The 25,717-nt window shown below is 64.4% G+C and carries 21 protein-coding genes; 9 read left to right on the top strand and 12 right to left on the bottom strand.

Features of this window, described 5'->3' with window-relative positions:
* Window positions 1-75: 75 nt before the first annotated feature.
* Complete coding sequence (locus tag V474_RS10120; protein ID WP_059151365.1) at window positions 76-753, bottom strand: hypothetical protein; 678 nt, start codon at window positions 751-753, stop codon at window positions 76-78.
* Between the two features lie 170 nt (window positions 754-923).
* Here V474_RS10120 and V474_RS10115 point away from each other — a divergent pair, with 170 nt between their 5' ends.
* From V474_RS10115 to V474_RS10090, 6 genes are all read left to right on the top strand, one after another.
* On the top strand, window positions 924-1,454 hold the full coding sequence (locus V474_RS10115; RefSeq protein WP_059151364.1) for a VOC family protein: 531 nt from the start codon (window positions 924-926) through the stop codon (window positions 1,452-1,454).
* Window positions 1,451-2,269 (top strand): alpha/beta fold hydrolase, encoded by an 819-nt coding sequence (locus tag V474_RS10110; protein WP_059151363.1) that lies wholly within the window; start codon window positions 1,451-1,453, stop codon window positions 2,267-2,269. Before V474_RS10115 ends, V474_RS10110 begins: the two co-directional genes overlap by 4 nt.
* Before the next feature lie 155 nt (window positions 2,270-2,424).
* Window positions 2,425-3,891, top strand: a complete 1,467-nt coding sequence (locus V474_RS10105) for a flavin monoamine oxidase family protein (protein WP_059151362.1) — start codon at window positions 2,425-2,427, stop codon at window positions 3,889-3,891.
* Between the two features lie 140 nt (window positions 3,892-4,031).
* Window positions 4,032-4,955, top strand: a complete 924-nt coding sequence (locus tag V474_RS10100) for a polysaccharide deacetylase family protein (RefSeq protein WP_059151361.1) — start codon at window positions 4,032-4,034, stop codon at window positions 4,953-4,955.
* 1 nt (window position 4,956) lies between these two features.
* Window positions 4,957-6,108, top strand: a complete 1,152-nt coding sequence (locus tag V474_RS10095; protein ID WP_059151360.1) for an FAD-dependent oxidoreductase — start codon at window positions 4,957-4,959, stop codon at window positions 6,106-6,108.
* Window positions 6,105-7,613, top strand: a complete 1,509-nt coding sequence (locus tag V474_RS10090; protein WP_059151359.1) for an aldehyde dehydrogenase family protein — start codon at window positions 6,105-6,107, stop codon at window positions 7,611-7,613. The genes V474_RS10095 and V474_RS10090 overlap by 4 nt, the downstream gene beginning before the upstream one ends.
* 80 nt (window positions 7,614-7,693) lie before the next feature.
* On the opposite strand, the gene V474_RS10085 is transcribed toward V474_RS10090, so the two are convergent.
* The 5 genes from V474_RS10085 to V474_RS10065 all read right to left on the bottom strand — a co-directional run bounded on the left by V474_RS10085 (window position 7,694) and on the right by V474_RS10065 (window position 14,638).
* Entirely contained in the window at window positions 7,694-8,488 is a 795-nt protein-coding gene (locus V474_RS10085; protein ID WP_059151358.1) for an IclR family transcriptional regulator, read from the bottom strand.
* A gap of 158 nt (window positions 8,489-8,646) precedes the next feature.
* On the bottom strand, window positions 8,647-9,777 hold the full coding sequence (locus tag V474_RS10080; RefSeq protein WP_059151357.1) for an alcohol dehydrogenase catalytic domain-containing protein: 1,131 nt from the start codon (window positions 9,775-9,777) through the stop codon (window positions 8,647-8,649).
* A gap of 11 nt (window positions 9,778-9,788) precedes the next feature.
* Window positions 9,789-10,661 (bottom strand): isocitrate lyase/PEP mutase family protein, encoded by an 873-nt coding sequence (locus V474_RS10075; RefSeq protein WP_059151356.1) that lies wholly within the window; start codon window positions 10,659-10,661, stop codon window positions 9,789-9,791.
* 25 nt (window positions 10,662-10,686) lie between these two features.
* A complete protein-coding gene (locus tag V474_RS10070; RefSeq protein ID WP_059151355.1) occupies window positions 10,687-12,576 on the bottom strand; it encodes a hydantoinase B/oxoprolinase family protein in 1,890 nt (629 codons plus the stop codon).
* Between the two features lie 13 nt (window positions 12,577-12,589).
* Complete coding sequence (locus tag V474_RS10065) at window positions 12,590-14,638, bottom strand: hydantoinase/oxoprolinase family protein (protein WP_059151354.1); 2,049 nt, start codon at window positions 14,636-14,638, stop codon at window positions 12,590-12,592.
* A gap of 258 nt (window positions 14,639-14,896) precedes the next feature.
* Between V474_RS10065 and V474_RS10060 the strand changes: the two genes are divergently transcribed.
* The 3 genes from V474_RS10060 (at window position 14,897) to V474_RS10050 (ending at window position 18,698) form a co-directional block, all read left to right on the top strand.
* On the top strand, window positions 14,897-16,402 hold the full coding sequence (locus V474_RS10060) for an aldehyde dehydrogenase family protein (protein WP_059151353.1): 1,506 nt from the start codon (window positions 14,897-14,899) through the stop codon (window positions 16,400-16,402).
* A gap of 269 nt (window positions 16,403-16,671) precedes the next feature.
* Complete coding sequence (locus V474_RS10055; protein ID WP_059151352.1) at window positions 16,672-17,889, top strand: FAD-dependent oxidoreductase; 1,218 nt, start codon at window positions 16,672-16,674, stop codon at window positions 17,887-17,889.
* A 65-nt stretch (window positions 17,890-17,954) separates the two neighbouring features.
* Window positions 17,955-18,698 (top strand): maleate cis-trans isomerase family protein, encoded by a 744-nt coding sequence (locus tag V474_RS10050; protein WP_059151351.1) that lies wholly within the window; start codon window positions 17,955-17,957, stop codon window positions 18,696-18,698.
* A 125-nt stretch (window positions 18,699-18,823) separates the two neighbouring features.
* Here the strand turns inward: V474_RS10050 and V474_RS10045 are convergent, their stop codons facing one another.
* Genes V474_RS10045 through V474_RS10020 form a run of 6 tightly spaced genes read right to left on the bottom strand, consistent with a single transcriptional unit; the run spans window position 18,824 to window position 25,626 of the window.
* Window positions 18,824-20,014, bottom strand: a complete 1,191-nt coding sequence (locus tag V474_RS10045; RefSeq protein ID WP_059151350.1) for a CaiB/BaiF CoA transferase family protein — start codon at window positions 20,012-20,014, stop codon at window positions 18,824-18,826.
* On the bottom strand, window positions 20,011-20,931 hold the full coding sequence (locus V474_RS10040; RefSeq protein WP_059151349.1) for a hydroxymethylglutaryl-CoA lyase: 921 nt from the start codon (window positions 20,929-20,931) through the stop codon (window positions 20,011-20,013). Before V474_RS10040 ends, V474_RS10045 begins: the two co-directional genes overlap by 4 nt.
* The gene (gene leuD, locus V474_RS10035; protein WP_059151348.1) at window positions 20,928-21,533 is read right to left on the bottom strand and encodes a 3-isopropylmalate dehydratase small subunit; all 606 of its coding nucleotides are present in this window, start codon (window positions 21,531-21,533) and stop codon (window positions 20,928-20,930) included. The genes V474_RS10040 and leuD overlap by 4 nt, the downstream gene beginning before the upstream one ends.
* Before the next feature lie 4 nt (window positions 21,534-21,537).
* Window positions 21,538-22,920: a 3-isopropylmalate dehydratase large subunit gene (locus V474_RS10030; protein WP_059151347.1), complete on the bottom strand. Its 1,383-nt coding sequence runs from the start codon at window positions 22,918-22,920 to the stop codon at window positions 21,538-21,540.
* A 28-nt stretch (window positions 22,921-22,948) separates the two neighbouring features.
* A complete protein-coding gene (locus tag V474_RS10025) occupies window positions 22,949-23,974 on the bottom strand; it encodes a zinc-binding dehydrogenase (RefSeq protein ID WP_236711096.1) in 1,026 nt (341 codons plus the stop codon).
* A complete protein-coding gene (locus tag V474_RS10020) occupies window positions 23,971-25,626 on the bottom strand; it encodes an FAD-binding oxidoreductase (RefSeq protein ID WP_059151345.1) in 1,656 nt (551 codons plus the stop codon). Before V474_RS10020 ends, V474_RS10025 begins: the two co-directional genes overlap by 4 nt.
* Between the last annotated feature and the right edge of the window lie 91 nt (window positions 25,627-25,717).

Below are 25,717 nucleotides of genomic sequence, written 5' to 3'. Positions count from 1 at the left end.
CCGGTGCAATGATGCGCACGGCTGGAGGGGCGGAGGAGGGGCTGGTCCCGAATGTTCGCCTGCCGGAGAGCTTTTTCAATCCGCGCCTGAGATTTCGGTGAGTTCGTAGCGGGCGCCTACCATGTCCCAGGCCATCTGAACGAATATGGCGCGCGGACCGTATACCCACAGGTCTGCAACGGGCCAGTCCACGTGCCAGCGCAGGGCGTAGCGGTCGGCATCGAACGTGCCGGCGGGCACCGTTACCTGCTCGCGGCCAAGCCAGGCGGCGTCGATGGTGACGGGCATTGCGTAAAGGCCCTGGTCGCCGTTCGGGGAGATGGAGTTGGTCACGCCGTGAACCGGCAGGAATTCGCCGGCCCGCGCGGTGCCGCGAAGCGGCGCCACCAGCGCGTCTCCGACCAGCGGATGGAGACCGAGATAGGCGGCCGGCTCTTTCAGCGGCAGATGCTGCGAAATCCGCCCGAGGTCCTGCATTCGCGCCTCGCAGCGAACGCCTTCCTTCTCGGCAAGGAACAGCGCCGTACCCTTGACCGCACCGCCCACGGTAACCCGGCAGAAGGCATCGACCGGGCGCGATGTGCTGTCGAGGAAATAGGTGACGTCGCGGGTGAGGGCGGCGTCGTCCATCTCGCAGAACGCGCGCAGCGTGCTGGCGCCGGTCTGTGGGTGGTCGATCCGATCGAACCATTCACGCCCGGTTTCCACGCCTTCCCGCAAGTAGGAAATATGTCCCCGAACATGATCGGTCATTAGGTGATGTCCCCTGTTCCTTTCGCATATCTGCGCAAGGAACAGGGGGCGCAGCAAGCCGCAAAGGTGCCGGATGTCCACCTATCGGCCACTGGCGGGAGAGGGGCTGCACGCTGGCGGTCGCTCGCGTCTGTTTTCGCTTTACGAAACGCGAAGGACGCCTACCGACCATGCAGGAGCATCCCAGTTCCGCCCTGATCCGCGCCACGCTTTTCGTGCGCGACCTCGACCGTGCGACCAGGTTCTACCGCGCCATCGGCTTGACCGAGACATATTTCGAGGGAAACCTGGATCATCCGTCGGCCATGGCGATCCTTGGTTTCGAGGACCCGCGCCCGTTCCGCATCCGTATCGTCAAGCGTCCGGGGCCGAACTACGGGATGATCGGGCTTTTTCAACTGGCCGACGGCACCCCCGCCGAAGAACTGCCGCCAGCGACCGGCCCGGCGCGGATCGGCGAGGTAGCGCTGGTATTCTACGTCACAAGTATGGCGGCGACTACGGCGCGGCTGCGCGAACTGGGAGCCACCTGGGCGCCTGAGCCGATGCTGTTCACGATGGAACACCGCGCTCAGCTCGAAGTCTGCATCCGCGACTGCGACGGCGTTTTCATCAATCTCGTAGAGACGGACCCCGCCGAGCAGGAGCGGACAGCACCTGAGCTGTCCTACTCCGGCGATAATCAGGATATCACGCAATGACCGTCATCAAACGCGGCTATGCCGACAGCCGTTACGGCCAGCTTCACTACCGTATTGCTCAAGGCGCGCTCAGTGCGCAGGGGCCTGCGCTGCTGTGCCTTCACCAGACCCCCAGCAACGGCAGGGACTGGTTGCCGGTGATGGAGCCGCTGGCGCAGGGGCGCACGGTGATCGCAGTAGACACGCCCGGTTACGGTATGAGCGATGTTCCCCCGGAACCGGCACGGATCGAGGATTTCGGGGAAGTGATGGCCTCCCTGATGGACGACCTTGCCGCGCAAGGCATCATCGCGCCAGGCGCATTCGACGTCATGGGTTTCCACACCGGTTCGCTTATCGCGACCGAACTTGCGCGCAGCCTGCCGAAGCGGGTGCGGCGCGTCGTGGTGTTCGGCGTGGCGGCCTTCCCGGCGGAACTGCGCGAGGCGAAGCTGGAAGAACTCCTGAGTGCTTTCCCTCCGCCGGGGAAGGATCTCTCTCACGTCGAGAAACTGTGGTCGATCATCGGCGAACTCAGCGATCCGCGCATTCCCTACGAAGAACGCCACGTCAACATGGCGGAATACCTGCGCCTTGGATCGCGGATGCCGTGGGGCTACATCTCGGTCTACCGCTACGACTTCCTTGGCGCGATGGCGCAGGTCCGGCAGCCGGTGCTGGTGTTCAATCCCGAGGACGACCTGTGGGATGTCACACTCGAAACCGCCCACCATTATCGCGGTGGCCGCAGGATCGACATGCCTGGCGTCAAGCACGGGGTCATCCAACTGGAGCGGGACCGGGTCGTGGCAGAGGTGAACGCCTTCCTTGCCTAGACCAGTACCATTCCGCCTGACCCGGTTATCCGCCTGATGGGCATCCACGCCGATCCCGTCCTGACTTTCACACGGCGCGGTATCTCTCGTTGAGACTACGATTTCGCGCGATTACTGCGCGTTTCAGCCCCCTACGGATCGAGGAGCAGGCACGGATGGCGATGGACAGGCGCAGGTTCGCAATCGGCGCAGCGGCGTTCGGCGTGGGCGCACTGGCCTCGGGCCTGCCGCGCACCTCTGCTGCGAAGGCGGCGAAGGCGAAACCCGCTGCCGCGCGTTCCGGTGAGCCCGATGTGCTGGTCCTTGGCGCAGGTATCTCTGGTCTACAGGCGGCCTGGCTGCTTGAGGACCAGGGCCTCAAGGTCAGCGTGATCGAGGCGCGCGATCGTGTCGGCGGGCGGATCATGACCTTGCTTGACCAGCCTGGCTATCCCGAGATGGGCTTCAATTCGATGGGCGAGGGCTATGGCCGCGGCCTGGATATCGCCAACCGCGCCGGCGTCGAGATGCAGGAAGTGGGCGCCCGCTATCGCATCGGCCCGCCGGGCCTGCTGTACATGGGCGACAAGGCGCTCACCCGTGAGGAATGGGCGAAGTTTCCCGGGAACCCCTTCCCCGATGCGTTCAAATCGGTGATGCCCGGCGAACTCGTGCCGATGCTGGTGGCCCAGAAAACCCGGCTGACGGACTGGAACTCCTGGCACGATCCGGTCAACGCGAAGCTCGACATCTCGCTCCATGCATTTTTGCGCGAGCAGGGGCTATCGGATCAGGCGATCCACCTCGCCTACGATATCGCGCCCTATTACGGCATGAACGCCTACGACGTTTCGGCGCTGCTCAGCGAATACAACGACGGTTTCGTCAAGGCGCAGATCGCTGCGGGCCCAAAGTCCTTCGCAGTGAAAGGCGGCAACCTGCTTATGCCGATGGCGCTGGCAAAGCAGATGAAGGGCGACCTCCTGCTGGGCCGCGAAATCGTGGCGATCACCCAAGCGGGGGGCAAGGTCACCGTTCATTGCGCAGATGGGGCGACGTTCTCCGCGCCGAAGGTAATCTGCTCGCTGCCGTTCTCTGCGCTGCGCAACGTGGCGATCGACCCCGGTCTTTCCGGCATTCAGGCGCAGGCGGTGGCGCAGCTCGGCTATCAGCCGATTTCCATGGTTTTCGTGACGGCAGAGACCCCTTTCTGGGAGCAGGACGGCCTTGCGCCCGCCATGTGGACTGACGGGACGCTCGGCAACGTCATCCCGCAGCGCTACGGTGAAGACCCCCAGCAGATCACCGGCTTCATCGCGCAGGCCCGAGGCAATCTCGCGAACTATTGGGACCGGGCCGGAGCAGAAGCGGTCAAGGCCATGGTCGTCGCCCGGATCGAGGCGCTGCGTCCTGCCGCGAAAGGCAAGCTGACCGCGCATTCCTATTTCAGCTGGTCGCAGGAAAAGTTCAACCTGGGTGACTTTTCCTACATCGCGCCCGGGCAGGTGGCCTGGATGGACGAGATGGCAAAGCCGGCCGGCAATCTGTTCTTCTGCGGCGAACATACCGCCACAGGTGCGCGGGGCCTGGAAGGCGCTCTGGAATCTTCCGAGCGCGTGGCTCTTGAAGTTCTCGGCATGTGAGTGCCATGAGGTGTCGCCCCCGGCTTATCCGAAACTTGCAAGCCTTTGATCGCAAGTCGGAGATTCGCGGCGCGGGGGTGGGGAAGGATGCCTGGATTATGGTTCGGGTCCTGTAACAAGTCGTAAGCGAGAATTGTCCCATGGAATACGATTACGTCCCCCTTCCGCAGCGTAAGCCCCTCAAGTGGCCGAACGACGCGCGGGTTGCCCTGATCCTGACGTTCAACCTTGAAACCTGGGACCTTACCAAGGACACAGACAAGCCCTATTACGCGGGCGGCCCGGCGATCCTGCCCGATGTACTGCCCGGAAATACGCCTGACTTTCCGAACTTCACCTGGCGCGAATACGGCCAGCGCGTAGGCATCTGGCGCCTGTTCGAACTGTTCGACGAACTGGGCGTTCCGGCCAGCTGCACCACCAACGCCGTGACGTTCGAGCGCCGCAAGGCAATGACCGACGCCGTGCTTGAGCGCGGCTGGGAACTGCTGACCCATAACTGGGAGCAGGGCGAACTGCTGACCAACTTCGCCCACCACCCGGAGAAGGAGCGCGACATCGTCATGCGCAGCCTTGAGCAGTTTGAGAAGTTCACCGGCCGCAAATCGAAGGGCTGGCTCTCGTCCTCGCTGCGCGGCACGATGCAGACGGCCGACATTCTGGCGGAGCAGGGCTGCACGTTCTACTGCGACATCATGAACGACGACCAGCCGTTCCTGCTGCGCACGCCGAACGGCCCGATCGTTTCGGTGCCTTATTCGAACGAGATCAACGACTTCACCTTCATCACCCGCAAAAACTTCACCACCGACCAGTTCCGTGATGCATTGATCGAGGAACTCGACGTGCTCTATGCCGAGGGTGCGAAGACAGGCCGTATCATGAACGTGGGCCTGCATCCGCATGTCTCGGGCCGCGCCCACCGCGTGCGGGCGCTGCGTGAATTCATCGAACACGCCAAGTCGCTGCCGGGCGTCTGGTGGGCCACCCGTGAGGAAATCGCCGAGTGGTATCTTCAGAACCACGAGTCGCACATTCCCGGCCAACTCGAGAGCAAGGGCTGACATGGGCCGCAGCGAAACTATCGTCGTGGTGGGCGGCGGCATTGCGGGTATGACCGCAGCCGCCGCGCTTGCGCAGGAGGGCTTCAAGGTCACGCTGCTCGAAAGCGCGCGTGAATTTGGCGAGATCGGGGCGGGTGTTACGCTGTCCCCGAACGCGATGAAGGGCCTCGATTTCATCGGCATCTGCGAGGAAACGGCAACTGCGGGCGTCGAGCCTAGCCGCCAGCGTATCCAGCACTGGCATGATGGGCGCACCATCGTGGCCAAGGACCGTTCGGACCAGCGTGACAAGTACGGCGCGCCTTACGTTACGATTCACCGCGCCGACCTGCACGAAGTGCTCCTGGGCGCCGCGCGCCGCGCGGGCGTTGAGCTGCGCACCAGCGCCGGCGTGGTTTCCAGCGATGGCAACACTGTGACGCTGGTCGACGGTTCGACCGTGACGGGTGACCTCATCGTTGGTGCGGACGGCGTCAAGTCTGTGATCCGCGAACGCTTCGAGACCACGCCGCCGCACTTCACCGGCCACGTCGCCTGGCGCTGCCTGGTGCCGGTGACGCCGGAACTGCAGGAGCTTTCCGACTTTCCCGGCATCATCATCGGTCCGGGCGCAATGATCACACGCTATAATATCCGTGGGTCGACGGCGATGAACTTGGTGTTCTTCTCACGCCAGGAAGGCTGGAATGAGGAAGGCTGGACCACTCCGGTCGACCCGGAGGAAGTCCGCAAGGTCTATGCAGGCTGGTGCGACGATGCACAGAAACTGATCGCGGCCGCCTGCGAGCAGCCGATGTACAAGTGGGCGATCAACGCCCGCACCGCGCTGCCCGGCTGGATCGTCGACGACAACGTCACCCTGATCGGCGACGCCGCCCACGCCATGACGCCGTTCCTGGGGCACGGTGCGGCCTGCGGTATCGAGGACGGTGTGGTGCTGGCCCGCGCATTGGCGGCCTCAGCCTCCATCGGCGAGGGCCTGAAGCGCTACGAAGCCGCGCGCCACGAACGCGCGACCTTCATCCAGGCCGAGAGCAACGCCAACGCCGACCGCATGCAGGGACAGAACACCGACTTCTTCGGCCTCGAAGGCACGAAGGACGAAGAATCGCTGGGACTGTTCACTTACGATTGCCGGACGGTACCGGTATGAGCGCCAACGCTGTACCGTTCGATGGCCACGCCATCGCGCCCGAAACCGCCGCTTTCCTCGGCAAGACCCACAAGCTGCTGATCGGCGGCGAATGGGTCGAGGGCAGCGGCGAGATGGCGAGCATCGACCCGGCCACCGGCATAGAGCTGACCCGTGTCCAGACGGGCGGGGCTGCGGAAGTGGACCGCGCCGTGGCCGCCGCGCGGCGGGCGTTCGACGGGCCGTGGACCCGCATGACCGTGGCTGAACGGACCGCGCTGATGCACCGACTTGCCCGGATCATGGAGCAGAACGCGCTGCTGCTGACTCAGCTCGACATTCTCGACAATGGCATGCCCGCCTTCATCGCCGGATTGACGACGTCGAACTGCGTCGAGATGATCGACTATTACGCAGGCGCGATCATGCGCATCGAGGGCACCACCACCGCGCCCCCGCGCCATATCGCCGCGGAAACCGAAGCGCTGACTTACACCTTGCGCGAACCTGTGGGCGTGGTCGGCCAGATCGTGCCGTGGAACGTACCGCTTTCGACCGCGATCCTGAAGCTGGCGCCGGCCCTGGCGGCCGGCTGCACGGTAGTCATAAAGCCGTCGGAAGAGACCCCGCTTTCGGTGCTTGCGCTGGGGCAGATGGTGCTGGACGCTGGCTTTCCCGCAGGGGTGGTCAATATCGTCAATGGCCTCGGCGGCGATGCCGGGGCTGCGATCGCGGCGCATCCGGGGATCGACAAGGTCTCGTTCACCGGCTCCACCGCGACCGGGCGCAAGATCGTCTCGGCGGCGCTGGGAAATCTCAAAAAGGTCAGCCTGGAACTGGGCGGCAAGAGCCCGGTCATGATCATGCCCGACGCCGACCTTTCGCTGGCCGTGCCGGGCGTCGCAATGGCGACTTTCTTCCTGCAGGGCCAGAACTGCATGGCCGGCACGCGCATCTTCGCCCATGCCGACGTGCATGACCAACTGGTGGCCGGGCTCAAGGGCTTTGCGGAGTCAATGAAACTGGGGCACGGCCTTGACCCGGCGACGATGCAGGGGCCGATGATTTCCGGGGCCCATACAGCCAAGGTCATGGGCTACATCGGTAGTGCCGAGGCAGGCGGGGCAACGCTGGTGACAGGCGGAGAGAAATTGGACCGTCCGGGCAACTTCATCCGGCCGACGATCTATACGGACTGCCGTCCGGACATGGCGCTGGTGAAGGAAGAGATTTTCGGGCCGGTTATGGCAGTGATGAAAGTCGAGACGACCGATCTCGACGAACTGGCGGCGATGGCCAACGACACGCCTTATGGGCTGTCCGGTTCGGTCTGGACCAAGGACCTTTCGACCGCGCACCGGCTGGTGAAGCGTATCCGTTCCGGCCATGTCTCGATCAATTGCCACGGCGCGGTGGGGACCAACATCCCCTTTGGCGGCTACGGCCAGTCGGGCTGGGGTCGCGAGTTCGGCAAAGAAGGGCTCGATGGTTATCTTGAAACCAAGGCGGTCACTGCTCGGCTTTGACGTCGAACCAATAAAAAAGCGCCGTTGAGGCGCGTCGGAGGCAACATCTCGGGAGGTCCACTGGACCTCCCGTTTTCGTGTCAGGCGTTGCCCATCGGCATCGGGTTCGACAGGTCGTGACTGATCGCAGCGGCCGTCGCGCGCAGATCGTCGAGGTAGAGTTCCAGCGCCTGCGAAAGCCGCATGGCTGCCACGAAGAACACCATGGTCATCGCCGCTTCGAAGTGCCCATTGCGGAAGATCGGGACCGAGATCGACGAGGTCTTGCCCGGCGTCAGGTTGAAGTGGTTACGGCCCTGCACCGCGTAACCTTCAGCACGGATGCGCTCGACATCCAGGCTGACTTCGGCGGTGGCGAGATAGTTGAGGTCGATTTCCTGCGAGACACGCATGAAGCGCAGGATCATTTCGCGCTCATCGTCGGGAGCATAGGCCATCGAGACCTTCCCTGAGGCGCTATCGAGGATCGGCAGCGTAAAGCCGGGGTAATACCGCTCAAACGTCAGCGACGAGTTCGAGTGCGTCGAATCGCGCAGCATCATCTCGCGGCCCACGCGAATCGCTATTGAGACCGGCCAGCCGACGCGCTTGGTCAGGCCAACGATATGCGGACGGGCCAAGCGGACGAGTTCGTCGTCATGCTGAAATCCGGTGGCCAGTGTCTGGACCATAGCGGTCGCGCGGTAGCGCTTGCGCGCGGGCTCCTGCTCGATCAGGCCTTCATAAAGCAAGGTCTGAACGATGCGGCACGCGGTCGGATAGGGCACTTCGGAAGCCTTGGCGATCTCCATCATGGAGAGCGAACCGTGTCGGTTGATGGCTTTCAATGCCGCGATCGAACGCGTGATAGAGCGAATTGGAACCCCTTTTTCCATTATCAGACCCTGTCAGTTTCTTGCGATGAAGAGAGAGTGACAAGAGAATGACGTTTGCTCGAATTAATCAAGCTATTATCCGACTGTCGGATAGATAAAGCCGATAGGCGGGAACCAATCCGCCCATCGGCATTTGCAGCGCGGGTCCTGCTTTGCGGCTACCAGCCGGGCACGATCACCTGTCGGATAGCCTCACCCGAAGCCAGCTTGTCCATGGCCTCGTTGATCTCCTCCAGCGGACCAACCGAGGTCAGCAGCTTCTCCACCGGCAGGCGTCCTGCGCGCCAGAGTTTGATGTATCGGGGGATGTCGCGGGCGGGGATTGAGGAGCCCATGTAGCTGCCCATGAGGGTTTTTCCGTCAGCCACCACCGATAGCGCGTTGATCGACAGTTCTTCCGAAGGATTGGGCAAGCCTACCGTAACGATGCGCCCGCCGCGCCGAGCCGAGCGGTATGCGTGGGCGAGCACGGCGGCCTTGCCGACCGTTTCGACCACCACGTCGCTGCCCATCGCCACTTCATCCTCGCCGGGAGCCGAAGCACTGGCCGCGCCCAGTTCCAATGCCAGCGCCCGCTTTGCGGGAGACGGGTCAACGGCATGGACCGGCTGCGCGCCCGCCGCCAGCGCGCCCAGCAGCGCCGAAAGGCCAACGCCGCCTAGGCCGATCACGGTCACGCTTTCACCCGGCTGGACTTTCGCGGTGTTCATCACCGCACCGACCCCGGTCAATACCGCACAGCCGAAAAGGGCGGCGGTTTCGGGCGGAATATCGGCATCGATCTTCACCAGCGAGCGGCGGTCCACCACCGCCTGGGTCGCGAAGGCCGAGACGCCGAGGTGATGGTGCACGGTCTCGCGGCCATGTTCCCCGTTGCAGGACAGGCGGCTGCCGCCGCGCATCAATTCGCCCTTGCCGTTGGCGGCGGCGCCGTTGGCGCAGAGATACCCCTCGCCCGAAAGGCACTGCACGCATTGACCGCAACTGGGCAGGAAGACCAGCACCACGCGGTCGCCCACGGCGAGGCCCGGCTCATCAGGATCGCCAAGTTCGAGCACGGTGCCCGCGGCCTCGTGCCCCAGCGCCATCGGCATCGGCCGTGGGCGGTCGCCATTGATGACCGAGAGGTCCGAGTGGCAGATGCCCGCAGCATCGATGCGTACCAGCACTTCGCCGGGCAGCGGATCGTCAAGATCGAGTTGGCGAACCGCGAGGGGTTCGTTCTCGGCATAGGGCTTGGGATGGTCGCCCGAGCGGGAGAGGACGGCAGCGGCGATGCGGCGTTTCATGGGATTATGCCTTAGTTGACCGGAGCCGGGGCGGGCGCCCACTTCTTCTCGAAGTCCCAGACGTCCTCGAAGCCGATCAGCGAGCAGAACTCGTTGAAGTCGAAGATGCCTTCCGGCTCGCCGACACCGTTATCCTTGAGGTTACGTAACGCCTTCTCCATCGCAGTGCAGGCGACGAGGCTGGTGAGCGAGGGGTAGATTGCATAGGCATAGCCGATCTCCTCCAGCACCGAGGCGTTCGGCACCGGGGATTTCCCGCCGTTCGACATGTTGGCCATGCACGGCTTGTCCAGTTCGGCGCAGGCGCGGCGCATTTCTTCTTCCGAGGTCAGCGCTTCTGGAAAGAGTACGTCGGCGCCCGCCTTGGAATAGGCTTCCAGGCGGCGGAGCATGCCGTCCATACCTTCGCTGGCGCGGGCATCGCTGCGGGCGATGACGACGAGATTTTCATCGCTGCGGGCATCGATGGCGACCTTGATTTTCTCGACCATGTCTTCCAGCGGGATCAGGCGCTTGAAAGGCGTGTGGCCGCATTTCTTGGGGAATTCCTGGTCTTCGAACTGGATCGCGGTGACGCCCGAAGCCTCGTAGCCTTTGACGGTGTGGTGGACGTTGAGCAGGCCGCCGTAGCCGGTGTCGGCATCGGCGATCACCGCTGCGTTGGAAGTGCGTACCAGCGTTTCCATGCGGTTACGCATCTCGGTGTAAGTGGCGATGCCAGCATCAGGCAGCCCCCAGGCAGAGGCGGTGAGCCAGTAGCCGGTGCCGTAGACGAGGTCGAACCCGACCTTGTTGGCGATCACTGCGGCGATCATGTCCTGGATGCCGGGGACGATGAAGAATTTGCCGCTTTCCAGCTTCTGGCGAAAAATCGGGTTGGCCATGATGGTTTCCTTGTAATCTGAATGCTTATGCGGCGGCTTCGGCGAGCGCGCCGTTCGAGAGGGTGGCCCACTGCGGCGCGGTCGGCGCAGGCAGGCCGGTTTCAGCGAGGCAGTTGCGGCGCAATTCCTCGATGTCGGGGCCAAAGTTGAACACTGGAACTGCGCCGCGCACGGCGCGCATTTCGCTGCGTAACGCCTGCGTCGCCGCGTCGTCCACCGAACCGTTGACCAGCACTACACCGTAGTCCTTCGCGCCCTCTGCGGTGACGAGCCCTTGCTTGAGTTCCTTGGCCAGCAGCGCCGGTTCGCGGTCGAGCGGGTCGCCCCAGCCGCCGCCGCCCCAGGTGATGAACTGGAGTTCGTCACCGGCCTCGACCGGATAGTCCTCCAGCTTGTTGCCGACGACGATCCGCGTGCCGTCTGCTTTGGTGAGAATCTTTTTCGCGCGCTTGCCCGGAAGTCCGCCGTTGACGCCCCAAGGAGGTACGAACCAGCGGTCGTCGTGGATGGCGATTACGCCGCTTTCCAGGAAGCGGTAGACCATGTTGATGCCGTTACCGCCCCGGTGCAGGCCAGCCCCGCCCGAATCCGCCACCGTTTCGTAACGCACGATCTCCAGCGGAAAGTAGCGTTCCAGAAACTCGTTGGGCACGTTGGTGAAGCCCGGAAACAGCGAATGGCCATCCGGGCCGTCGCCCAGCGGACGGCCGGGAATCCCGCCAAAGCCGATCTGGAACAGCTGGAACCACTTTCCGGCCTTGTCGTGCCCTGCATAGAACAGGTGCGGCGACGACGAGAAGCCGGCGGCGTTGAGGAATTCCGGTGTTTTCTGGCCCAGCAGGCCGCCCAGGATGTCGAACAGGCGTCCCAGCACGTGGGTGCGGCCCGAAAGCGCGGCGGGGAACTTCGGCTTGAGCAGCGAACCTTCGGGAATGCGCACGTCGATCAGGTCGTAATACCCGTCGTTGAACAGGATCTGCGGGTCGAAAATCATGATCATGTAGATGCCGAAGAACATGCGCATCATGTTTTCGTTCAGCAGCATGTTGATCGATGCCTTCGACTGCGGATCGGTGCCCGCGAAGTCTAGCACGACGCGGCCGTTCTCGCGCCACATCGTGCACTTGATCTTGTACGGGCCGCACCCCATGCCGTCGTCGCAGATGTAGTCCTCGAAGGACACCTTGTCCTCGCCGATCGAGCTTTCGATCAGATGCTTCATCGCGCGGTGGTTGCGTTCCAGCAGCATGTCGGTGGCCGACACGAAGACATCGTCGCCGAAGCGCTCCACCATTTCGACCACACGGTGCGCGGCGACCCGGCAAGAAGCGATCAGGGCGTTGAGGTCCGCCTTGCACCAGTCCGGGGTGCGCGACTGGTGCATGACCAGCTTGATGAGGTCCTCGTTGTATTCGCCCTTCTTCCAGATCTTCACGGGCGGGATGCGCACGCCTTCCTGAAAGATTTCGGTGGCGTGGATCGGCATCGATCCGGGCACCATTCCGCCGATGTCGCTCTGGTGGCCGAACATCGAGGTATAGGCGATCAGGCGCCCGTCCTTGAACACCGGCAGCAGCACCAGCCAGTCGTTGCAATGGCTGATTGCGCCGCCAACCGAATAGGGGTCGGACAGGAAGATAAGGTCCCCGTCCTCTACCGTGCCGTCGAAGCCGTCCAGGAAGGGGCCGATGTAGGAGCCGAACTGGCCCACGATCATCTTGCCCTTGTGGTCGGCGATGAGGGGGAAGGCGTCGCCCTGTTCGCGGATGCCGGGCGACATGGCGGTGCGCACCAGCGTGGCGTCCATCTCGATGCGGGCGTTACGCAGTGCGTTCTCGATGATGTCGAGCGTGACCGGGTCGACGTGTACGGTCTGAAAGGGAGCCTGGTTGGCCTGGATGATGCGTGCGGTCATGTGAAAGGCTCCCTCAGGCGAGGTTGATGAGGATGTTGCCGGCGTGATCGACGGTGCCGATGCAGTCGGCTTCGATCAGCGTGGTCGAATCCATCTCGGTGACGACGGCGGGGCCGGGGATCACGTCTCCGGCAAGCAGCTTCGCGCGGTCGTAGATGACGGCCGCCTGCATGGCGCTGCCGGTCCACAGTTCGTGATCGCGGATCTTGGCGCGGATCGGATTGCCGTCTCCCTTTTCGAGAGGGGGCGAGGGCAGTTCCAGCGCAGGGCCCATTGCCACCGCGCGCAGGTTCACCAGTTCATGGGCCGAGTCCATGTTGAAAGTGAAAAGGCGCAGGTGCTCGGCATCAAAGCGAGCAGTGACGCCCGCCAGACCATCGGCTTTCAGCGTTTCCGGGTCGATCGAGAGCGGTACTTCGAAGGCTTGCCCTTCATAGCGCACGTCGAGTTCGAACTGGCTGGTTATGTCGGCATCGGCGATGCCTTCGGCCACCAGCTCGGCGCGGGTCTGGCGGGCCATTTCCTCCAGCAGGGTCAGCACCTGATCCTCTCCGGTATCAGCCACGCGCTGCGAGAACGAGCGCGCGGTTTCGGTGCGCATACGGGTAGTGGCATCACCAAGCGCGCAGAGCACGCCCGGCGAGACCGGCGAGACGGCAGGCCATGACCCCATCAGCCGGGCCACCGCGTTGACATGCAGCGGGCCGGCGCCGCCGAAGCCCATCACCGCGAAGTCGCGCGGGTCGTAGCCCTGCTGCACCGAGATCATACGCAGAGCGCCGAACATGTTCTCGTTGACGATGTCGATGATGCCGCGCGCGGCTTCCATCAGGCCGATGCCAAGCGCGTCGGCGATGGTCTGGACAGCGGTCCTAGCGCCCTCACGATCGAGCTTGAATGTGCCGCCAAGCAGGTTTTCGGGCAGGTAGCCGAGCACGACGTTGGCGTCGGTGACGGTGGGCGCGGTGCCGCCCTTGCCATAGGCGACGGGCCCCGGCACCGCGCCGGCCGACTGTGGGCCGACGCGCAGCGCTTTGGTCAACTCTGGCACATAGGCGATGGACCCGCCGCCTGCACCGACTGTCTTCACATCCAGCGCGGAGGCGCGGACGGAAAGGTGCCCGACTTCGGTAGTGCGCTGGCGGCGCGCCTCAAGGTCCTCGATCAGGGCGACGTCGGTGGAGGTCCCGCCGACGTCCAGCGTCAGGATATTGCGGATACCGGCATTGCGGCCGACCCAGATCGCGCCGGTGACGCCGCCTGCAGGGCCAGACATCAGCAGCGAGACGGGATGCTCCTCAGACTTCTCCGAACTCATCAACCCGCCGTCCGAACGCAGCAGGGAGAGCGAGCCCGCCATGCCGGCACCGCGCAGCCGGCTGCGCAGGTTGCGCACGTACTTGCCCACGACCGGGCGCACAGCGGCATTGGCCACGGTAGTAAGCGTGCGTTCGTATTCCTGCATCTCCGGCAGGACAAGGTGGCTAAGGGAGATCGGCACGTCGGGCATGATCTCTGCGGCCAGTTCAGCCACCCGAACTTCGTGCGCGCCGTTTAGATAGGCGTTAATGAGCGCAACGGTCAGCGCTTCCACGCCAGAGGCTTTGAGCGTTTCCAGTACGGAGCGGATCTGGGCCTCGTCGATCGGGGCGGTTTCCTCGCCGCGGGCATTCATGCGGCCGGCGATCTCGAAGGTGTCCTCCAGCGCGGCCAACGGCTCGGGCTTGGGCCAGACGATCCAACCTGCCAGGCCGCCGGGCACGAAGGAACGGGCGATCTGCATCACCTGGCGATAGCCATCGGTGGTGATAAGGCCAACGCGCGCGCCCTTCCCCTCGAGCACCGCATTGGTGGCGACGGTGGTGCCGTGCAGGAAGAATTCGACGTCGGACGGGGCGATACCGCCCTTTTCGCAAACGGCGGTTACACCGTTCAGAATGCCCTCGGAACTGTCATGCGGGGTCGACGGCGTCTTGTGACGCCAGAACTCACCGTTTTCCTGGTTGAACAGCAACAGATCGGTGAACGTCCCGCCGACATCCACGCCCAAACGATAGGTCATGCGTTTCCCATCCCGGTTTGCCCGCAGGCCGTTTCTTGGTCCCGAATTTCGCGCGCGGTGTGCGGTTGACGACTCCGGGTTTATCAAAATGGTATATAAATATAACAATCCGGCAAGGCCGCATCCTGTTATGCGTACTGTGCAGGCGCGCCGGCGCTGCGGTTTCGGACAAACTTATCCGCCAAGCGAATTTTTGGGGTGGTGAGGGGCCACGTCGCCGTTCACCATACTAGGAAGGTCGCAACAAAGGAGACAGCCATGCCACTCGACTTCAGCACGCTTCGCACCGGTACGCGGGAGTTTCTTGCGCGGCGCGCCAGCGGACAGGGCCTGCTGATCGGCGGCGAGTGGGCGCAGGCCGCGAATGGCGGCACGTTCGCTACCCTGGACCCCGCCACCGGCAGCGAACTGGGGCAGGTCGCCAAGGCCGGCGCGGCCGATGTCGATGCCGCCGTTTCTGCCGCCCGTGCCGCGCTGGCAGTCTGGGGCGCCACGGTTCCCGCAGAGCGCGCGCGCATCCTCTGGAAGGTGGCGGACCTTATCGAGGCGAACATCGACGACCTTGCCGAACTGGAAACGCTCGACCAAGGCAAGCCGCTGTTCGTCGGCCGCTGGGCCGAGATCCCCGGCGCCGTCAGCCAGTTCCGCTTTTTTGCCGGACAGGCCATGGCTATAGAGGGCAGCACGCTCGAAAGCTCGATCAACTACCAGCCCGCCGGCAAGCAGATGCGCACATGGACGGTGCGCGAACCGGTAGGCGTGGTGGCCGCCATTGTGCCGTGGAACTCCCCGCTGGTGCTCACAGCGATGAAGCTGGCCCCGGCGCTAGCGGCAGGCTGTACCGTTGTGCTCAAACCTGCCGAGGACACCTCGCTCACCGCACTGCGCCTTGGCGAACTGATGATCGAGGCTGGGGTGCCTGCGGGCGTCATCAACATCGTCACCGGCCTGGGCGGCGAAACCGGCGCGGCGCTGGCTGCCCATCCGGGCGTCGCCAAGATCGCGTTCACCGGCTCCACCGCCACCGGCCGCGCGGTGCTCGATGCCGCGAAGACCAATTTCAAGCGCGTGACGCTGGAACTGGGCGGCAAGTCACCCTCCATCATCATGCCCGATGCCGACCTGTCGCAGGCGATCCCTGGCGTCGCCAATGCGATCTACTTCAACGGCGGGCAGGTGTGCATCGCCGGATCGAGGCTTTACGTCCATCGTTCCGTCCACGATCAGGTCGTGGAAGGCGTGGCCGAATATGCCAAGGGCCTGAAGCTGGGCCACGGCCTTGCCGCCGATACGCAGATGGGTCCGGTGGTATCGCTGCGCCATGCCGAGCGTGTCGAGGGCTTCCTCCAGCGCGCCCGCGCCGAGGGGGCGACGATGCTGGCCGGCGGCGAGCGTACCGGTGAGGCAGGCACCTTCATCACCCCCACCCTTGTCGTCGACGTAAAGCCCGGCATGGAGATCGTGCGCGAAGAAGTGTTCGGCCCGGTCCTGGTCGCGCAGGCCTTCGACGATGTGGAGGAAGTGATCGCGGCTGCGAACGACAGCGAATACGGCCTTGCCGCCAGCGTCTGGACCGAGGGCCTGTCGAACGCTCACCGGATGTCGAGCGCGATCAAGGCGGGCACTGTGTGGATCAACTGTCACGCGATGTACGATCCCACACTGGCCATCGGCGGCGTCAAGCAGTCCGGCTGGGGCCGCGACAGCGGGCGGCAGGCCTTGGAGAATTACCTGGAGTGGAAGACCATCTGCGCCGTGGTCTGACGCCGGAAATACAATCGAAAACAGACAGAAGGGCGTACCGCAAGGTGCGCCCTTCTTGGCGTCAGGGTGCTGCCGGCAAACACGAAATTCCGCTTCCCACTAGGCGGGCAATGGGTTTGAAACCTCCGCCTGCCGACCAATAGCCATATGCCCCGGATTACAATGCCGCCCGTTCACCGCGAGGCGGATAGTTCGGCGAGATTGCCGTTTGGAGCGAGAACACCAGTCCATAGCCTTGAGCAGAATAGGATTATTGGAGTCTGCTCGACATGACAGCGGTTGGAAGGTGCCAGGTGGCGATTGCGGGGGCCGGCCCGGTCGGAACGGTTATGGCGACGCTGCTGGCGCAGGCGGGTATCGACGTGGTCGTCATCGAGACGGGCCATGACTGCGCACAGGATCTGCGCGCCTCGACCTTCCATCCGCCCACGCTGGAAATGCTCGACCAGATCGGGATCACTCCGATGCTGCTCGAAAAGGGCCTGAAGGCGCCCGTCTTCCATTGGCGTGACCGGCATTCCGGCGAAGTTATCGACTTCGACCTTGCCGAGATCAGCGACGTCAGCCGCTACCCTTTCCGCATCCAGTGCGAACAGTACCACCTTTCGCGCGCGCTGGCGTCGGGCCTCGAAAAGCAGGGCAATGCGCAGGTCCGCTTCGGCAGCCGTCTGCTGGCTTTCGAGGAAGACGCCGAGGGCGTGAACCTCGCGATCGAGACGATGACCGGCATCGAGCGCCTGCGCTGCGATTACCTGATTGGCGCGGACGGTGCGAACTCGGTGGTACGCAAGTGGCTCGGCATTGAATTTGACGGTTTCACTTACGCCGAGCGGTTCCTTTGCCTTTCGACCGAGTTCGACATTGCCGCCCACCTGCCGAACCTGGCGTGGGTCAACTATGTCTCCGATCCCGATGAGTGGCTGGTGCTGCTGCGCGTACCTTCGCTGTGGCGCGTACTGGTGCCGACCGATGGAACGCTCAGCGATGACGAACTGCGTTCGGATGCCATGAAGGATGCGATCTTCGGCCGCCTCGTCGGGGACGGGTCGATGGTGCAGACTAGGCACCGCACGCTCTACCGCGTCCATCAGCGCGTCGCGAAGTCGTTCCGCGAGGGCCGGGTGCTGCTGGCGGGCGATGCCGCCCATCTCAACAACCCGCTGGGCGGGTTCGGCATGAATTCAGGCGTGCACGATGCCTTCAATTTGTTCGAAAAGCTGCTGCCGGTGCTGAAGGGCCAGGTTTCGGCCGCCGTCGCAGAGGAGAACCTCGCGCTTTACGACCGTCAGCGTCGCGAGGTGACGCATAGCTTCACCCAGACGCAGACCAAGGAAAACATGGCGATGATCCGCGGCGGTCAGGACGATGCGCATAAGCGCCGCCGCGAAGCCATGATGGCCATCAAGCAGGATGACACTGCCCGGCGCGCTTACATGATGCGGCAGGCCATGTACGAGAGCCTGGCGCTGGCTTCGCAGATCCGCTGAACCCCGTCCCCGGCAAACCCCATCAACACGCGGCGCCCGCAAGTTCCGCAACAGGAGTATCTGCAATGGGAGACGTTCTTGGTTGGCGCAAGCTGCTGGGGGTCATCGCCCCCTCAACCAACACGGTGGTGCAGCCCGATATGGAACGGATGCGCCCCGAAGGCGTGACCAACCATTTCTCGCGCATCTACGTCGAGGACCCGCTGGCGCTCTCGAACGAGGATTTCATCGCCGGGACCACGGCCATTGCCGAAAACACGCTCGACGCGGTGCGTTCGGTGATGACCTGCAAGCCGGACTATCTCGTGCTGGGCATGTCGGCGATCACATTCTACGGCGGCGTCGAGGGTAGCCGAAAATGGAAGAAGCAAGTCGAGGACCTGTCCGGGACAGGCGCTTCCACGGGCGCCGAATCGGTGGCGGCCGCGCTTCACGCCTACGGTGCCAAGACGGTGAGTTTCGTCTCGCCTTACTACCCGGTCGCCAATGCCGAAGTGCGCAATTTCCTTGAGCAGTCGGGCTTTACCGTCAAGCGCGACATCCCGCTGGAATGCAAGCGCTGGACCGACATCGCCAAAGTCGGTCCCGACCGTCTGCGCGAAGTGATGGCCGAGCTCGACGGGGATGATGTCGACGCCATCGTACAGGTGGGCACGAACCTTTCAATGGTCGATCTGGCCGCCGAATACGAGGCGAAGCTGGCCAAGCCGGTGATCGCCATCAACACCGCGACGTATTGGCACGCCCTGCGCGCAGTGGGCATCGAGGACAAGATCCAAGGCATGGGCCGTCTTCTGGCCGAGTTCTGACAAGGGACGTGTTCCCATACGGTAAAAAGGCGCAAGGCTAACTGCCTTTGCGCCTTTTTCTTATCCCTTGAAGCCCGTTCCGTCAGTTTGCCGACGTAATCAGTTGCGCCCCCGGGGGGGCCGGGTCACTGAGACCCGACCGCTCCCTGTGCGACAAGCCGCTCGATCCGCTCCTCGTCGTAGCCCAGCTCTGCTAGCACCGCGCGGCTGTCTGCTCCGGGGGCGGGCAGGGTGACCGGGGCGCCGGGGCGCAGGCCGCCCATCTGCAGCGGGATCGTCGGCAGGCGAGTCTCGCCTCCGGTATCCAGCGTGACCGGCTCAAGGCCCCCGTTGGCGAGCTGCGGGTCATCGAACATGTCTTCGGGCCGGGCGATGGGGGCGAAGGGCAGCCCGGTGCCTTCCAGCTTGGCCACGATCTCGTCCCGGGTCATCGAAGCGACCAGTGCGCGGACGTGCGGCAGGATGCGGTCGCGGGCCATCACTCGCTGGTTATTGGTGCGCAGGGATTCGTCCGCCCACAGGTCATCCAGCGCGAACAGCGCACAGAATTTTTGCCACAGCACATCGCTTACAACGCCGATGAAGACTGGCTCGTCGCGGGTTTCGAACACGTCGTAGATCGCCCAGGCCGAGATACGCGCTGGCATGGGTGCGGCGGCCTGTCCGGTGACGGCGAACTGCGCCATGTGCTGGCCAACGAGGTAGATCGTGGTTTCGAACAGGCTGGCAACGACCTTCTGGCCGCGTCCGGTGCGGTGGCGTTCCTCCAGCGCGGCAAGGATGCCGATCACACCGAACATGCCGCCGGTCACGTCGATGACGCTGGAGCCTGCGCGCAGGGGGCGTCCCGGCGGGCCGGTCATATAGGCAAGACCGCCCATCATCTGGGCCACTTCGTCAAGCGCGGTACGCTGTTCGTAAGGGCCGGGGAGAAAGCCTTTTTCCGAGCAGTAGATGAGGCGCGGATTGACCTCGGCAAGCTGCTCGTAGGAAAGGCCCAGCCGGTCGAGCGCGCCGGGGCGGAAGTTCTCGATCAGGACGTCGGCGCCCTCGGCAAGGTCGCGGGCGACGGCGAGGCCCTCGGGCGATTTGAGGTCGAGGCAGATCGACTGCTTGCCCCGGTTGTACATCGGGAAGTAGCCCGAGCCCGAGCCGAGCAGGCGGCGGGTCTGGTCGCCGCCGATGGGCTCGATGCGGACGACTTCGGCGCCCAGTCCGGCCAGGATGTGCCCCACGGCGGGGCCCATGACCATATGGGTGAATTCGACGACGCGGATGCCGGCAAGGGGCTGGGGAGTTGCGGGGGTCTCGCTCATCGGGCGATCCTTTCGTTGTAGTCCAGCATCGGTCCGGCATCGGGCGTGAAGCCGTAGAGCGGTTCGCCTGGCAGTGCGTCGACGAGGATCTGGCGCACTTTGAGCAGGCGTTCGAGGTCGATGCCGGTATCGAGGCCCATGGCATTGAGCATGAGCACGAGGTCTTCGGTGACAAGGTTGCCCGAAGCCCCCGGTGCGGCAGGGCAGCCGCCAAGGCCGCCAAGCGATGCGTCAAGGGTGGTGATGCCTTCCTCAAGACCGGCCAGCGCATTGGCGAGGCCGAGGCCGCGTGTGTTGTGAAGATGCAGGGTAGTGAGCATGTCCGCGCCCACCGCCGCTCTGACCTTGCGGACCAGCCGTCGGACTTGCGCCGGGTCGGCATAGCCGGTGGTGTCGGACAGGCTGAACTCCTGCGCGCCCGCTTCGGCGGCGGCAACGGCAAGGCGCACCACGGCGTCTTCGGCCACTGCGCCCTCGATAGTGCAGCCAAAGGCGGTCGCCAGGCCGACGGCGAAGTGCACGCCCGCCGCCCTGGCGATCTGCGCGGCCTCGGCGATTTCCGCCAGCATGGCCGGATGGTCCTTGCGCACGTTGCGGATCGAGTGCGTCTCGCTCATTGAAAGTGGGATCGACATAGCGTGCACGCCCGCGTCGACCGCGCGCTGCGCGCCCTTGGCATTGGGCACGAGGGCGACGACGTTAAGTCCTTCAATTCCGCGCGCGAAGCGAACGAGTTCGGCCGTATCGGCCATCTGCGGCAGGAGGCTGGGCGGCACGAAGCTGCCCACTTCGATCTCGCGCACGCCGGCAGCGGCCTCGGCGGCGATCCAGGCCTTCTTGGCCTCCAGCGGCATGACCGCCTTGATCGACTGCAACCCGTCGCGCGGGCCGACTTCGGAAACCAGTATCTGCGTCATTGTGTTCTTTCGAGATAGACCCATGGCCGCGCCTTGCGGTCCAGCGAGGTCCAGTCCTCGATGGCCGGCAGCGACTTGAGCGTGAGATCGATGGCATCGAGCCCTTCGAGCAGCATCTCGCGCGGCTCGGGCTCGATTTCGAATCGGTGGACGGCATCTGCGCAGCGCACTTCCTGAGCGGGCAGGTCCACGGTGATCGCCTGCCACGCCATGGGGGCGATGGCGGCTTCGGGAAGCGTCACCGGCAGCAAGCCGTTGCGGATGCAGTTCGCGCGGAATATCGGCGCGAAACTGGGGGCGATCACGCAGCGCATGCCATATTCGGCCAGCGCCCAGACCGCATGTTCGCGGCTGGACCCGCATCCGAAATTCGCGCCCCCCAGCAGGATTTGCGCGCCTGACGCTTCCGGCCGATTTAGCGAAAACTCTGGATCGGGCGTGCGGGCGGCAGCATCGAGATAGCGCCACGGTGCGAACAACCCATCTGCGAGGCCGGTGCGGCCGGTGCTTTTCATCTCGCGGCTGGGGATGATCGCATCGGTATCGACGTTGTCGCGCAGGAGCGGAGCCGCGCGCGAAGAAAGTATGATGAAAGGGGTCATGCCATCAGTTCCCGACCAGCAGTTCTCGGGGGTCCGCGATCATGCCCGCGATCGCGCTGGCGACCACTGTTTCGGGGCTGGCGATATGAGTGCGGATGCCCGGCCCCTGACGGCCTTCGAAGTTGCGGTTGGTGCTGCTGACGGTGCGGCTGCCTTCGGGGAAGCTCTCGCCGCCCGCGAAGAAGCACAGTGAACAGCCGCTGGCGCGCCACTCGAACCCGGCGGCGGTAAAGATCGCGTCGAGCCCCTCGGCTTCCGCGGCGCGCTTTACCGCGGAGCTTCCCGGCACGACCAGGGCCTTGCGGATAGAGGGCGCGATATGGCGCCCCTTCAGCATCGCGGCGGCGCGGCGCAGGTCGGATATGCGGGCATTGGTGCAGGAACCGATGAAGGCTACGTCGATCGGCGTGCCCAGCAGCGGCGCGCCTGCATCGAGGCCGATATAGTCGTGCGCGCGCGGCGGACCTTGCGGCACGGTGCCATCTACCGGCATAGCGTGCTCCGGGCTGGTGCCCCAGCTGACCATCGGCGCCAGCGCGGCGGCGTCGATCTCAATCTCGCGGTCGAAGCGGGCGCCGTCGTCGGTGCGCAGCGTGTGCCAGTATGGCTCGTCGAAATTTTCGGGCGCGTAGCGGCGGTCGGCAAGGTATTCGAAAGTCCGCGCATCGGGCGCGATGATCCCGGTCATGGCCGCGAATTCGGTGGCCATGTTGCACAGGGTCATGCGCGCCTCAATATCGAGGGCGCGTACAGCCTCGCCGGCGAATTCCACTACATGGCCAGCGCCGCCGCCAGCGCCGTTTGCGGCGATCAGGGCCAGCACCATGTCCTTGGCAGTGACGCCCGGCGCCAGCTTGCCCCGGTAGGTGACGCGCATCGTCTTCGGCCGGTCAAGCCTCAGCACGCCGGTCGCCATGGCATGTTCCGCCTCGCTGGAGCCAATGCCCCAGGCCAGCGCTCCCAACGCGCCCTGCGTGCAGGTATGGCTGTCAGGCGCAACGAGGGTGAGGCCGGGCAGGACGATGCCCAGTTCGGGCGAGATCACATGCGTGATGCCCTGGTCGCGGTCGTTCACGTCGAACAGGGTGATCCCGGCGGCCTTCGCGGCGGCGCGGGTTTCAGTGATGAACGCCGATCCGCCTTCCATCAAAGTGCCGTCGCCTCGTCCCGGGCGGGTGTCGACGATATGGTCCATCACCGCGAAGACGCGGGCGGGATCGCACACGGGACGCTTTGCCGCCGCCATGGATTTTAGCGCGGCGGCGCCGGTGCGTTCGTGAAGGAACACGCGGTCTACGGCGATGAGAGAGGCTCCCGTCGCGGTATCCGCGACATGGTGGGCATCCCAGATCTTTTCGAAGAGTGTCTTGGCTTTTTGCACTGTCATATGTTGTCGCACCCGGCTTAGTGCCGGTTCAAATAGCCTGCTTGGGGGTGAGGTCGACCACGACCTTGCCCATTGAACGGCCGGAAAGCAGGCGCTCTACAGCGCCGAAAACGCCTTCGATGCCCGTGTGTGGTTCGTCGTCGAAATGCACTTTCAGCTTGCCCTCGGCGTAGAGGGCGAACAGCCGTTCGCGCGCCTCTGCCCAGTAGGGGGTGAGCAGGCCGTTCATGAAGCCGCGAACCGATGCGCCCTTGTAGTATATGGTATGGGCGATGCGCGGGCCGGTGACGACTTCGGGTTTGCCTTCGAGGTCGGAAGCAGCGCCGCCAACGACAAGGCGTCCATGATTTGCCAGATGGGTGAGGAAGGCGTCGAAGATCGCGCCGCTGACGGTGTCCACCGCCACATCAAGGCCGCCGGGATACTCAGCCGCAAGCACGGTATCCACGTCTTCGGACTTGTAGTCGATCACCCGTTCGGCGCCGAGCGAGGCCACGAAGGCGCACTTCGCCGGACCACCCGCCACACCGATTACCCGGGCGCCCTTGAGCACGGCAAGCTGTACCAGCAAGTGGCCGAGGCCGCCTGCGGCTGCCGAAATGGCGATGGTTTCGCCTTCCTTCAGCTCGCCGATCCTTTCCAGTGCGACAAGCGCGGAAACGCCGGTGGAAGCCAGCGCGAGATATTCGCGGGTCGCCGCAGGAGCCTTGGCGAACTGGACAGCTGCGCCGACATTGGCCTCGCGGTAACCACCGGTGAAGCGCACAGTCACGGCAGCGTCGCCGGGGGCATAATCGGTCACGTCCGCGCCGACTGCCTCGACCGTGCCGATTGCTTCCACGCCGGTGAACGTAGGCAGGGCGATCTTCACGTAATCCACCGCATTGCGGGCGATCTGGGTGTCGAAGATGGCGTTGACGCCGCAGTGCAGGTTGCGCACGCGAATCTCGCCGGGGCCGGGCGCGGTCAGCGGTAATTCCACTATCTCGCTGCCCTCGCGAAACGAAGGGGCGATGCGTGTCAGCCGGATGGCGCGGTAGGTTTCGCTCATCATCCGGCGGCTCCCTGCCGGGCGGCGATCTTGCCCTGTGGGAAGCCGAGGCCCCCGGGGTTGAACAGGCCCTTGGGGTCCATCACGGCCTTCACCGCATCAAGCACGTCGAGGAAGGCCGGGTCGCGAGTTTCGCGGTAGGGATAGGCGCGGCCGATCTGAAAATGGGCGGCGCCGTATTTCTTGCAGATCGCCTTCACCTGTTCGCGCGCCTCGGTGACCATGGCGGTCGCCTCGGGCGCGGAGCCAAGCTGCTTGAGGCGCTTGAGATGGTCCGGCTCGACCATCGATTCATGCACCGGGCGGTAGCCTTCAGGCCAGAAGAATACCGGCTCGATGACGATCGCATTGGTGGAAAGCGATGAGAACAGGAAGCCGTTGTGGATGCCCAGTGCGTCGAAACGCTCCTTCATCGAATCGAAGTATGCACGAATTTCGGCGAACATGGCGGGCGCGGTGGAAAGCGAGGCCTGTCCGTGAACGGGCACCCAGCTTTCGCCCTCGGGGCCAAGGATGGAATTGGGCGCCGGGAAGGGCATCGCGCGGATGACCTTGGCGATCGAGTTTTCAATCTCGGTGCCGCCGAAGCGCCTGGCGATCTCGCGCGCGGTGGCCAAGTCTGCTGCAACGGCTTCCTTGCAGCGGCCTTCCGCCGTGATGTGCAGCGGGTAATCATCCTCGGGAATGAAGTCGCGTCCGCCCATCGCGATCTTGGCAGCGGCGAGAAGGCCCTTGCCCAGCGATTTCTCCTTGGCGACGACCTTGCCCAGCGTTTTCATGTCACTTGCCAGCGACATGCGGCGCATGCGGACCTTGGTGAGGCCAGGGTCGAAGCCGCAGGTTTCCGATGCGATGCCCGCGCGGGTCATTTCCGCCAGCGCCTGGACCATGACCTCGCCGTCCGGGAACGAGAACGATACCGAGTCCTCGAACTGCGGCGTGCGGATCAGGCGGAAGGTTACTTCGGCCTTGAGGCCCAGCGTACCGGAATCGCCGCAGAACAGCCCGGCAAGGTCGGGGCCGAAGTGGCGGTAGTGCGGGGTGTCGCCGTCAGGACCGCGTGCGCCGGTGCGCAACATGCGGCCGTCCGCCAGCACCATGGTCACCGCTATGACGCTTTCGCTGGAGGTTCCGTAGTGGCCCGCGCCGAACATGGCGTTGAGCTGCGAAAGGCCGCCGCCGATGGTGGAGTAGATGCCCGACATCGGGCCCCAGAACGGCGTGCGCAGTCCGTGGGGCTTCAGCGCTTCGTTAAGCGCCAGCCAGGTGCAGCCGCACTGGACGGTGACCGTCATGTCCTCGGGGCTGACCTTTAGAACCTGGTCCATGCGGGTGGTGTCGATAGTAACGGTATCGTCGGTAACCGGCAGGTAGCTTTCGGTGTAGCTCATGCCCGCGCCGCGCGGGGCGATGGCAACGCCAGCGTCGTTGGCGGCCTTGACCACGGCGGCGAGTTCGGCGGTGGTTGCCGGGGCGACTGCCAGCATTGCGACGTGATCCGCACGGGTCCACACGTCCTCGCTGAACAGGCGCAGGCGGGCGTCATCGGCGCTGACGTTATCGCGCCCGACGATCGCTTCCAGAGCGGCGCGCAGATCGGCGGGGCACGGAGCGATCTTGGTCAGGATCTGCTCGAAGGTCTGGCTATCGGACATGGTCTCGTTCCCGAACGCTGAATGCCAAATATGGCTTGTTATTAGATCAATTGGCGCGCCGCCCAAGGCTTGCGCGCCAGTCGGATAAAGA

It is taken from the genome of Novosphingobium barchaimii LL02 (assembly GCF_001046635.1).
GTDB lineage: Bacteria > Pseudomonadota > Alphaproteobacteria > Sphingomonadales > Sphingomonadaceae > Novosphingobium > Novosphingobium barchaimii.
Note: the sequence above shows the minus strand (reverse complement) of the source record. Positions and strands in the feature narration are given on the sequence as shown.